This window comes from Sedimentibacter sp. B4, assembly GCF_000309315.1.
In the GTDB taxonomy this organism is placed as follows: domain Bacteria; phylum Bacillota; class Clostridia; order Tissierellales; family Sedimentibacteraceae; genus Sedimentibacter; species Sedimentibacter saalensis.
Map to the genome: position 1 here is coordinate 22,935 of NZ_CANG01000027.1, position 11,445 is coordinate 34,379.

Here is an 11,445-nt window from a genome sequence, read left to right on the forward strand (position 1 = left end):
GAGGTGTCTTCACCACAAGTTAATAACAGGCTTCCATCGTCCCTGTCTTGCTGTAATTAATTCTTTATGATTACTCTTCCCCAAGCAATTTGTTTACATTAAAATTAACACATTAAAAATTATTTGTCAACAACAAAAACTTCGTTAATTAAGAATTAAGAGTTAAGAATTAAGAATTAAAAGAAGGAATTGCGCTTTAGCGCAATTCCTACCATTAATTTTTCACTCTTCATTCTTAATTCTTAATTGCCTTGCACCAGTTCGTCAATTGTTTTAAATGTGTAGCCCATTTCTTTCCACTTAGTAAGTAGCTCATCTAAAATTTCGGAATTTGTTTTTGAAGTGCTGTGCAAAAGTACAACTGCTCCTGGATGAATGCGGGGTATTAATTTTTCAAAGGCTGTCTCTCTGGTGGGCTGCTTGTCATTTGACCAGTCCTGGTATGCAAGGCTCCAGAATATTGTTTTATATCCCATCTCATTTGCCATCTTAAGATTTTCTTCGTTGAATTTCCCCTGAGGAGGTCTGTAATACTTGGGCATATCCTGCCCGGTTGTTTGTTTGTATATGTCTTCCAGAGAATTAAGTTCCTTTTTGAAAGAGTCTGCATCAGCAATTTTTGACATGTCTGGATGGCTGTATGTGTGGTTTCCCACAATATGCCCTTCCTCAATCATCCTTTTCACCAGTCCAGGTTCCTTTTCAATATAATGCCCAACCAGGAAGAATGCAGCTTTAACATCATGTTTCTTCAGCGTGTCAAGAATATCCTGCGTGTATCCATTCTCATAACCAGCATCAAAAGTAAGAAAAATAACTTTCTCATCATTATTTCCCGCATAATATGCATTATATTTTTTTAGATAATCTCTTGTTTCATTGCCTATGGGAGTTGTGCCGCTTTCATTGAACTTAAGCCCCCAGTTTGAAATTCCTGCAGATACGGACACAGAAAAATTACTGATTGTTTCATATGCAAAAATAATTATCATCAGCAACATACAGCTTAAAATAATTGCCAGATTCCTTTTTTTAATTCTTATTATCATATTTCCACCCCTTTATTCATTTATATAAACAAATGGACAATTTATGAATATAAAAAAAGGAATTATATACAAAATTTATCTTCAAAAACAATGCATGTACCTTTGACATACTGCTTGAAATGATTTATAATAGTAAGTAAATGTTTTCAGTGCATTTGATTTAAAAAACGGAGGAACTTATGCTAGAACATCTTATTTCAACACTAGTCCCTAACATTGCACATGTATTGGAGTTAATCGGAGTATTTATAATAGTATTTTCTGCCTTAATAGCATTCGTAAAATATGCTCTGAGATTCTTCAACTTTTCGGATGAAACCGTAAAAATTGAATTTTCTCAGGCTCTTGCAATGGCTTTGGAGTTTAAACTCGGTGCGGAGATTCTTAAGACCCTTGTAATAAGGACTATTGACGAGCTCATAATACTTGCATCAATAGTTGTTTTAAGAGCTGCTCTCACATTGATTATTCATTGGGAAATAGAGTCTGACTCTAAAAGAGCAAATCATTTCAAGGAAATGAAATTTGCAAACAAAATAAAACAGGTAATTGAAAAAAATTCTCATGAAGATGAAAATCATGAAAATTAAAAACAGCCGCTAAGCGGCTGTTCTTTTATTTTGTAGGTCTATAGTAGTTGCAAACAACCTTTATGCTGTTGCTTTTTTCAACACTTCTTCTATTTTATCAATTGACGGTACACCTTCAAACAGTTTATCCCCATCAAGGAAGAACGCAGGTACGTAATAGTAGTCATGGGTACTGGCTATTTGTACATTTTTTGATTCCTCAACAAACTCAATATTAACATTTGAATATTTCGGATTTTGACTTTTAAGTTCCTCGATCATGCTGTATGCACGTCTGCAGTGAGGACAATTTTCCAAATAAAACATAGTTAACTTCTTCATATACCCTCCAATGAACTATTTAACAAATTTTTCTTCTTTTCCAATATTTCATCAATTCGGCTTATGTATTCCTCCAGGCTCTTGAAATTGCGAAGAGGCTCGTGATGGTTGTTCTCTGTCATAATTTTGCTGGATCCACCGATACCGCAGGCAAGTATGGTTTCAAGCTCTTCAATTATTATCATGTTATATATGCTTTCCTTTGCAGGTAGGCAATATCCCACATTTTCAGAATTGCCCTTTATATTTTTTTGCCTGTACATGTAGTATGGTTTGTAGCCGTTTTTTCTGCAGCTTTCTCCTACCTCATCATGCATAAGTCTCATCAAGTTGTAATCTTTTAAATACTGTGAACTTTCTCTTGTAAGCTCTGCATTTTTCTTGTAGGCCAGTGAATGAACCGTGATATTTTCAGGTTTCAGGTTCACAACTTTTTCGATGGTATTAAGTGCATCTTCTTCATTTTCACCGGGCAGACCCAGTATTATATCCATGTTAATACAATCAAAACCGATGTTTCTTGCCAAATGGTATTTTTCTAAAATATCTTCTGTATTGTGATTCCTTCCCATGGAAAGGAGAGTTTTTTCATTCATGGACTGAGGATTGATGCTTATTCTTGTGACTTTGTTGTTTTTAAGGCACTGAAGTTTTTCTAACGTTATTGTATCAGGCCTTCCTGCTTCAAATGTTATTTCTCTTATGCTGTTCAAATCATAATGACTTTTAATTGCTGCAAACAATTTATCAATTTGCTCTATATTAAGAACAGAAGGAGTTCCTCCACCTATATAAACAGAATGCAGCTTTAAATTCCTGTCTTTTGCCATTTTAATTGTTGCGTGAATTTCCTTTACAAGTACATCAACATAATCATAAATTTTTTTCTGACCACAATTTATAAATGATGTGAATGAACAATAGCTGCACTTAGTAGGGCAAAATGGAATTCCAATATACAAATTGTAATTTTCTTTGTTCATTTTTTCATTTATGTATTTTTCTTCTATGTTTAGTATATCCCATAAAAGTTCAATTTTTTCATCAGTTACTTCATATGTGTTTTTGAGTATTCGTGTTATTTCAGAATCGCTTCTTCCGTACTGCCTTGATGCTATGAGTATTTTCACAACTCTTACACCCGTTAATATACCGTAGTCAGGAACAATTGAGTAGTGGCTTTTCAAAACATTGTGAATAGATTTTGTAACAAGAGTTTTTTTCATCTTCCTGTCATTTTCTTTTTCTAGGATTATTTCATAGCTTTTAAAGCTTTTTTCATGAATCTTTTCATTTTTTCGGTACAAAACAGCTGTACTTATATATGCTCCTTCTTGTTCTTCCAAAGTTGAAACAAGAGAATATTCACACTGATAGTCAGGCTCTTCTGCATCCATATTTTTAACATCATAATCAATGTTAAGGTCAAAAACCCTTAGGGCATTTCTTGCTTCATATTCAAAGTTATGACCTGAAAAATAAAATCTAAGCATCACTTCTCCTTAATTGACAAAAGGATTGCTCAGTTTTTCAGATTTTATTGTTGAAGGAGAATTGTGTCCCGGATATATTATGATGTCTTCGTCGTACTTGAATATTTTCTCCTGTATGGAATCAATTATTTCTTCAAAAGATCCTCCCGGAAAATCTGTTCTTCCTATAGAATTGTTAAAAAGAGTATCCCCTGTCATCATTATATTTCCGACTTTGATGCATATGCCGCCTTTTGTGTGTCCTGGAGTGTGAATTATTTCAAGCTTAAGGTCTCCCAGCTCAAGAACATCACCGTCTTTCAACTTTACATCAGCATCAATGGATATATCTTTTCCGAACAATACCTTTGAAAAATTTATTTTGCTGTCTGATAAAGCCAGGGCATCAATTTCGTGTATGCAGACTTTTGCGTTGTATTTTTCAATAAGTTCCTTTACGGCACAAATGTGGTCACCGTGAGCATGGGTCAGTATTATCATCTTAGGATTTAATCCCAGCTCAATTATTTTCTGGTCAATTTTACTAAAATCGGCTCCCGGGTCTATTATTGCAGCTTCTTTTGTACTGTCGCTTGCCACTATGTAGCAGTTTGAGTAATACGAGCCCACTGTCATTGCTTCAAATATCATAATTTCCTCCTAAAAAGTTTTTTTGCTGTCAAGCAAAATTGTGACCGGTCCGTCATTTACAAGCTCTACCTGCATGTCGGCACCAAATTCGCCTGTCTGTGTTTTCAATCCTGATTTTATCATGTTTTCAATGAATTTTTCATACATGGGTACTGCTTTTTCAGGACGTGCTGCTTGAATAAAGCTTGGTCTCCTGCCTTTTCTTGCATCTCCTAAAAGTGTAAACTGAGAAACTACAAGAAGACTTCCACAAACGTCCAGGACGCTTTTGTTCATCTTTCCTTCTTCATCTTCAAATATTCTCAGATTAACAACCTTGTCGCACATGTACTCCAAATCTTTTTCTTCATCGTCTTCTTCTACACCAAGCAAAAGCATTATTCCATGGTCAATTTGACCTATTGCCTTATCATCAACCGATACCTTGGCGCGTTTGACACGCTGTACAACGCCTCTCACTAAATCACCTGCTTACTGTTTTCTGATTTATAAAAGAAAATCCGCATCACCTTGCGGCAATACAGCATTTTCAATATTATCATCTATTTTTTGTTTCTGTACACTTCAAGAACACCGTCAAGTTTTTTTATTTTTTTCATCAAATCTTCAATTTGTTTTGTTTCATTTATTTCAAAACCAATGTCTACTATGGCAACCCTGTCCTTGGTAATCCTCAGGTTAAGAGAAACAGCGTTCAGCTTTGCCTCAGCATATAGAGCTGTTAAATCCTGAAGAAGCCTTGGTCTGTCAAGCGCCTTTATTTGCAGCTCGCTTACGAATGTAGCCTTCTTGCCGTAATCCCACTCAACTTCTATGAACCTTTGATCTTCAGAATCTGTAAGGTCGTGAATGTTTGTGCAGTCTGCCCTGTGAACAGACACTCCTCTTCCTCTTGTAATGTAGCCTACTATGGCATCTCCCGGAACAGGACTGCAGCACTTGGAAAAACGAACCTTCACGTTGTCAATTCCCTTTATTATAACACCTGAAGCATGTTTTTCTATCCTTGATGGAGTCTTGCTGGTAATGTTTGTATTTTTCTCAAGGTTTTCTATTTTCTCAAGCTCAATTTTATCCTTGTTTTTTTCCATGTACAAAAGCTTAAGCCTGTTTACTATCTGATTTTCTGTAATGCCTCCATTGCCAACAGCTGCATAAAGATTGTTAGCAGTGAACATGCTGTACTTGTCGGCAACAAATTTAAGCCAGTCGTCCTTCAACAAATCAGATACCTGGTAACCTTGTTTCTTTACTTCTCTTTCAACAAGCTCCTTGCCTTTTTCAACATTGAAATCTTTGTCTCTTTCTTTGAAAAACTTCCTGATTTTTGATTTTGCCTGACTTGAAGCTGCTATTTTAAGCCAGTCTCTGCTTGGTCCTGCACTTGACTGAGAAGTTAATATTTCAATTTGATCTCCAGTTTTAAGTTTTGTGTCAATAGGCACAATCCTGCCGTTTACCTTTGCACCAACGCATTTATTTCCTACAGCTGAGTGGACTCTGTATGCAAAGTCAATTGGTGTTGATCCTGTAGGAATGTTTACAACTTCTCCCTTAGGGGTGAACACAAACACTTCATCTGCATAAAGATCAATTTTCAATGTTTCCATAAATTCTGCCGGATCATTAGTTTCCTGCTGCCACTCAAGCATTTGTCTCAGCCAGTTTAATTTTTCTTCGTAATTTGTCTGCTCATCTATTCCTTCTTTGTATTTCCAGTGAGCTGCTATACCGTATTCAGCAGTTCTGTGCATTTCAAGGGTTCTTATTTGAATTTCAAAAGGCTCCCCTGCAGGTCCTATGACTGTTGTGTGCAGTGACTGGTACATGTTGGGTTTCGGCATTGCAATATAATCCTTGAATCTTCCCGGAATTGGCTTCCAAAGTGTGTGCATTGTTCCCAATGCTCCATAGCAGTCCTTGATGCTGTCAACAATTATTCTCACAGCAATCAAGTCATAAATCTGTTCAAAAGCCCTGTTTTTGAAATACATTTTTTTATAAATGCTGTAAAGGCTCTTAGGCCTTCCCTTTATATCTGCTTCTATTCCTGCCTCACTTAACTTTTCCTGCATTACTGATATGATGCGGGAAATGTAATCCTTTCTTTGCTCGCTTTTTTGCTGTACCTTTTCAAGCAAATCCTGGTAGCCTTCAGGATCAATATATTTCAAACTCAGATCTTCAAGCTCCCACTTTATGGAAGCAATACCAAGTCGGTTAGCAATGGGAGCATATATTTCTATTGTCTCCATTGCTTTTTGATATTGTTTTTCCTTTGGCATGTACTGAAGAGTCCTGATGTTGTGCAGACGGTCGGCCAGTTTTATGATTACGACCCTTATGTCCTTAGACATGGCAATAATCATCTTTCTTAGTGATTCTGCCTGGCGCTCTTCCTTGTTTCTGTACTTGACTTTGCTAAGCTTTGTGACGCCGTCCACCATATTGGCTATTTCTTCACCGAATTCTCTTTTAATATCATCATAGGTTATTCCCGTGTCCTCAACAACATCATGCAGTAGTCCTGCTGCAATTGTCTGTACGTCAACGTGCAGATCTGCCAGAATGAGCGCAACATTGTAAGGGTGAATGAAGTATCTTTCACCTGAAAATCTAGTCTGTGCATTTGAATGTGCCATTTCCGCATAGTTGTATGCCTTGGCAACAACTGAAACATCTGCATTGGGATTGTATGATTCTATTTGATTGATTATATTTTCCAACATTGTGCTCACCTCTTCTCTAATGAAGAATTAAGAGTTAAGAATTAAGAATTAATTGATGGAATTTTGCAGAGCAAAATTCCTTCCACAATTCTTCACTCTTCATTCTTAATTCTTAATTGTATTAATTGTATTTTACCAACGATTCAACTTTATAATCAGAAAGTTTTTCTCTTCCGTTCAAATCTTCTAGCTCTATTAAAAATCCAAGGCCTACAACATCTCCGCCCAGCTTTTCCACAAGCTTGGCAGCTGCAAACATTGTACCTCCCGTAGCAAGAAGGTCATCAATAATGAGAACCTTTTGTCCAGGCTTTATAGCATCTTTGTGTATTTCAAGAGAATCCATTCCATATTCCAGTGAGTATTCATATCTTATTGTTTCTCCGGGAAGTTTTCCCGGTTTTCTCACGGGAACAAATCCTGTGTTCATTACATAAGCAAGGGGTGTTGCCAGGATGAAACCTCTTGATTCAGGTCCCACTATAATGTCAACCTCAGTATCCTTGAATCTTTCAGCCATTTGCTTTATGCATTCGTTAAGTGCCCCCGCATCCTTTAACAATGTGGTAATATCTTTAAAGCTTATTCCATCTACAGGAAAACCGTCTATCACTCTGATCTTTTCTTTTAAATCCATAACTCCTCCAAATTGAGATGATTATTTTTTTATGTACAACATGTCATTTTTTAAAGCATATTGTATATTATTAGCCTTTTTAAGTATGCATATTATTTCATCTGCTGTTATCTTAGCATTATATAAATGATTAAACCTGTCTACCAGCACAAAAATATCGGTCTTGATAATTTTCGACTTTGTTTTGTTGAGTATGGAGTTAAGCATTCTGACTTTTTCGTCATCTATTTTGTAATCGAGTTCTTCTCTTTCCTCAACATTTAAGAGCACCAGTTGCATGCTTTTTTTGCCGTTGAATTCATTGAGGCTCAAAGTCACTGCATAGGAAGGTGGTCTTGTAAGTACCTTTTCCAATATGTTTATTTTTCCGAACCCAATTACAGGTATGTCCATGCCTTCATCAGAAAGAACAAAACTTAAGTGGTTTCCGTTTCTGCCTACCTTTTTGATATTTTTCATCGCTACATTTTTAAGAATCAATACAGGTTTATGATTTCCGGCACCGAATGGTTCGAATTTGTTTATTTCTTCATACAGGCTGAAATTCACGTCAGAAATTTTAAGCATTGCATCAGACTCGATTTCCCTGTAATCAAAATGGCTTAAACTGATGTTCCCAATATAGCTGTTCAGTGCATTTGCAAAACTGCTTATGTTTTTTTCCGAAATAGTCAATCCTGCAGCAAGCTTGTGCCCTCCATATTTCTCAAGGTACAAGTCGTTTTTTTTGAATGCTTCGAAAATGTCCAGATATTCAAGGCTTCTTGCAGAGCCCTTGCCTATTCCATCCTTCACTGAAATCACAATGCTTGGTCTTTCGTATTTTTCAGTAAGCTTTGACGCTACGATTCCAAGAACTCCTTCATGCCAGTTATCTCCATAAACAACTATTGCGTTTTTTTTGTATAGAAAATTAGTTTCAATTTTTTTAACGGCCTCATCAAATATTTCCTGCTCAGTTTGTTTTCTGAGTACATTTAAGCTTTCCAGTTCAAAAGCAAGTTTTTCAGCTTCTTCATCATCATTTGTGAGCATGAGTTCGATTGCTTTTTTAGCAGAGTCCATTCTGCCTGCTGCATTTATTCTTGGAGCTATAATAAATCCAATGTGATAGGATTCAATTTCCTTTACATTTATTCCGGAAACTTCAATGAGTTTTTTGAGTCCAATTATTCTGGTGTCATTTATTTTCTTAAGTCCGTTGCTTGCTATAATCCTGTTGTCTCCAATGAGATCCACTATGTCTGCAATTGTTCCAAGACATGCAAGTTCAAGAAGCACATCTTCTATATCTTCTATTTTTAGATATGTGTTCAAATGCTTCAAAAATTTAAAAGACAGTCCTGACGCGCACAACTGCTTGTTTTTCGACGGACAATCTTTTTGTTTTGGGTTTATTACGGCATATGCATCTGGAATTTCTTCCTTACATTGATGATGATCCAAAATGATTACATCCTTGCTGAAGTTTGTAATTTCCTTTATTTTTTCTACTTCAGCAATTCCGCAGTCAACAGTTATCAATAAATCAGCTTTTATATCTCCGGTTTTCAGGCAGTTGACAAAATCCGTGCTTAATCCGTAGCCTTCACTTTCTCTTTCCGGAACGTAGTAGTCTACTTTTGCTCCCGCTTTTGACAAAAGAATAAAAAACTGGCTTATGGATGTAATACCGTCCACATCGTAATCGCCGTATATTAAAATTCTTTCGCCATTGTCAATTGCTTGTAGAATCCTTTGGCAGCCTTTCACCAGATCCTTGTAATGTGCAGCATCTTCAAAATATTTGAAATCCGGATTAAGAAATTGTTCTATTTCCTCGTGTGTTCGTATATTTCTGCTTAAAAGTATCTTTGAAGAAATGTCTGATAAATTGAAGTTGTTTTTTATTTCATCTATTTCAGATTGTTCAAATTCATTAACTTTAAGCTTCACTTTTTTCATCATTTGAATTTGGATCAGCGCCTTCATTAATATTTATATTGGATTTTGTTTTCATCTCATCAATTTCTTTTGTAAGAAGTGCAATGTGGTCATCTTTGAGTTTCAGTTTTTCCTCGAATTCAGTGGCCTTTGCAATGAGTGCGGCATTGTTGTCCTTAAGGGACTGTATTTCTGTTTCCATTGTTTTTGCATTGTTTTCAAATTGAAGTTTCTCATTTTCAAACGTCTTGAGTTTGTTCTTCATTTCCTTGCCTTCAGATCTTTTCTTGAACTGTCTTGATGTTCCTAAAATCAGAACAATTACAGCGCCTATTATTATACACGCCATCATGACTAATGCAAGAGGCATTTCATAACGAGCAAGGAATAAATCAACAGGAACCGGCGTTCCGTTTTGAATGGAAAATATTGCAACAAAAATTGCAATTACCAGTATTAAAATAAAACCAATTTGCATAGTAACACTCCTCTCAGGTAAACTTTATTTGTTTATAATCACCTACATTATACTATACATCAATATATATTTACCACTATTTTTTGCTTTTAAACCAATATTTCTGCAATTTACTGGGCTAATCTGGCCTTTATATAAATTGAGCATTCAATTCTCTTTTTCTCAAGTTCACAACCTACACTGTAAGGAACTTTGAAATCCTTGTTGAAATTGTATGCATTTGCATGGCAGCCGCCGCTGCAGTAATATTTTGCCCAGCAATCCCTGCATACAGGCTTTTCGTTTACAGATACGTTTTTGAACATGTCAATTATTTCATCTTTCACAATTCCTTCATCAACATTGCCTATGATGAATTCTTCCTGTCCAACAAACTGATGGCATGGATATAAATCTCCCTCGGGAGTAACAGCCACATATTCAGTTCCTGCTCCGCAGCCAATGCTTCTTTTGTAAATGCACGGTCCTCCGTCAAGTTCGATGTTGAAGTGGAAGAACTGGAACTTTTTATCCTTGCTGTCGTATGAATCAAGGTACAGCTTTGCAAGCTTTTCATATTCAGCCTTCAGAATATCAAGATGCTCTTCCTTAAGTGCATATTTTTCTTCAGGTTTTGCAACAACAGGCTCAACAGAAATTTTGTCAAATCCAAGATCTCTCATGTGTTTTACATCTTCTGAGAAGTCAAGGTTGTAAGCAGTGTATGTTCCTCTTGCAAAATAATCCTTGTCCATTCTCTTTGAAACAAATTTTTTAAAATTTTCAGTGATTACATCGTAGCTTCCCTTTTGATTCACGGTCTTTCTCATGTGGTCGTTTGTTTCTTTTCTTCCGTCTATGCTCAATACCACATTGTCCATGTTTTCATTGAGGTAGTCTATTTTTTCATCATCTAAAAGCAAACCGTTTGTTGTTGTAGTGAATCTGAAATGCTTGTTGTGCTGTTTTTCAAGACTTCTGGCATAGTCAACAAGTTTTTTTATTGTTTCAAAATTCATGAGAGGCTCACCGCCGAAGAAATCAACTTCAAGGTTCACTCTCTTGCCTGAACTTTTAACAAGAAAATCAAATGCTTTCTTGCCTGTTTCAAAACTCAGGTAGCTTCTTTCACCGTTGTAGCTTCCCTGAGAAGCAAAACAATACTCGCATCTTAAGTTGCAGTCATGTGTCATGTTCAGGCACATCGCCTTTATGGCAGGCTTTATTTTATTCACTGCATTTGCGTCATCAGTGTAAAGCATTTTGTGATGGATTAAATAATTGATTTCAGAAACAGCTTCATCAGTTGTTTCTGCTCCGTATTTATTCTTAATTTCATTTACGTTATCTTCATTTTTGAAATTTTCATCTGTCAGCAAATCATATATTACTTCGTCAACAACATGAACCAGTCCGCTACTTGTGTCCAGGGCAAAATGCATGTCGTTCATTTTAAATATGTGTATCATTGTTTCCTCCGTTTTTCCTTTAACATAAAAAGTTGCTCCGCAACTCCGCTATGGCGACCTATGTCCCCCTTCGGCGTAAAAATACTAACGTATTTTTACTGAGCACCCCCCTTAACGGCAAGGACGTCCCGTCCTTTGCAATCCTCG

11 protein-coding genes are annotated in these 11,445 nt (G+C 36.2%); 1 reads left to right on the forward strand and 10 read right to left on the reverse strand.

Features of this window, described 5'->3' with window-relative positions; genetic code table 11:
- Positions 1-242: 242 nt before the first annotated feature.
- Complete coding sequence (gene pdaA, locus BN358_RS04725; RefSeq protein ID WP_019228144.1) at positions 243-1,049, reverse strand: delta-lactam-biosynthetic de-N-acetylase; 807 nt, start codon at positions 1,047-1,049, stop codon at positions 243-245.
- Positions 1,050-1,228: 179 nt separating this feature from the next.
- Here pdaA and BN358_RS04730 point away from each other — a divergent pair, with 179 nt between their 5' ends.
- The gene (locus BN358_RS04730; RefSeq protein WP_019228145.1) at positions 1,229-1,639 is read left to right on the forward strand and encodes a DUF1622 domain-containing protein; all 411 of its coding nucleotides are present in this window, start codon (positions 1,229-1,231) and stop codon (positions 1,637-1,639) included.
- A 60-nt stretch (positions 1,640-1,699) separates the two neighbouring features.
- On the opposite strand, the gene BN358_RS04735 is transcribed toward BN358_RS04730, so the two are convergent.
- From BN358_RS04735 to scfB, 9 genes are all read right to left on the reverse strand, one after another.
- Positions 1,700-1,960 carry a thioredoxin family protein gene (locus BN358_RS04735; protein WP_019228146.1) on the reverse strand — a complete coding sequence of 87 codons (261 nt, stop codon included), beginning with the start codon at positions 1,958-1,960 and terminating at the stop codon, positions 1,700-1,702.
- Positions 1,957-3,453, reverse strand: a complete 1,497-nt coding sequence (gene hemZ / locus BN358_RS04740) for a coproporphyrinogen dehydrogenase HemZ (protein WP_019228147.1) — start codon at positions 3,451-3,453, stop codon at positions 1,957-1,959. The genes BN358_RS04735 and hemZ overlap by 4 nt, the downstream gene beginning before the upstream one ends.
- A 9-nt stretch (positions 3,454-3,462) precedes the next feature.
- The gene (locus BN358_RS04745) at positions 3,463-4,083 is read right to left on the reverse strand and encodes an MBL fold metallo-hydrolase (RefSeq protein ID WP_019228148.1); all 621 of its coding nucleotides are present in this window, start codon (positions 4,081-4,083) and stop codon (positions 3,463-3,465) included.
- A gap of 9 nt (positions 4,084-4,092) precedes the next feature.
- On the reverse strand, positions 4,093-4,542 hold the full coding sequence (gene dtd / locus BN358_RS04750; RefSeq protein ID WP_019228149.1) for a D-aminoacyl-tRNA deacylase: 450 nt from the start codon (positions 4,540-4,542) through the stop codon (positions 4,093-4,095).
- An 83-nt stretch (positions 4,543-4,625) separates the two neighbouring features.
- Complete coding sequence (locus BN358_RS04755) at positions 4,626-6,812, reverse strand: bifunctional (p)ppGpp synthetase/guanosine-3',5'-bis(diphosphate) 3'-pyrophosphohydrolase (protein WP_019228150.1); 2,187 nt, start codon at positions 6,810-6,812, stop codon at positions 4,626-4,628.
- A gap of 121 nt (positions 6,813-6,933) precedes the next feature.
- The gene (locus BN358_RS04760) at positions 6,934-7,449 is read right to left on the reverse strand and encodes an adenine phosphoribosyltransferase (RefSeq protein ID WP_019228151.1); all 516 of its coding nucleotides are present in this window, start codon (positions 7,447-7,449) and stop codon (positions 6,934-6,936) included.
- Positions 7,450-7,470: 21 nt separating this feature from the next.
- Positions 7,471-9,396, reverse strand: coding sequence for a single-stranded-DNA-specific exonuclease RecJ (gene recJ / locus BN358_RS04765; protein ID WP_019228152.1), 1,926 nt, complete (start codon positions 9,394-9,396; stop codon positions 7,471-7,473).
- The gene (locus BN358_RS22240) at positions 9,374-9,850 is read right to left on the reverse strand and encodes a lipopolysaccharide assembly LapA domain-containing protein (protein WP_019228153.1); all 477 of its coding nucleotides are present in this window, start codon (positions 9,848-9,850) and stop codon (positions 9,374-9,376) included. The genes recJ and BN358_RS22240 overlap by 23 nt, the downstream gene beginning before the upstream one ends.
- Positions 9,851-9,960: 110 nt before the next feature.
- Positions 9,961-11,298 (reverse strand): thioether cross-link-forming SCIFF peptide maturase, encoded by a 1,338-nt coding sequence (scfB, locus tag BN358_RS04775; protein WP_019228154.1) that lies wholly within the window; start codon positions 11,296-11,298, stop codon positions 9,961-9,963.
- Between the last annotated feature and the right edge of the window lie 147 nt (positions 11,299-11,445).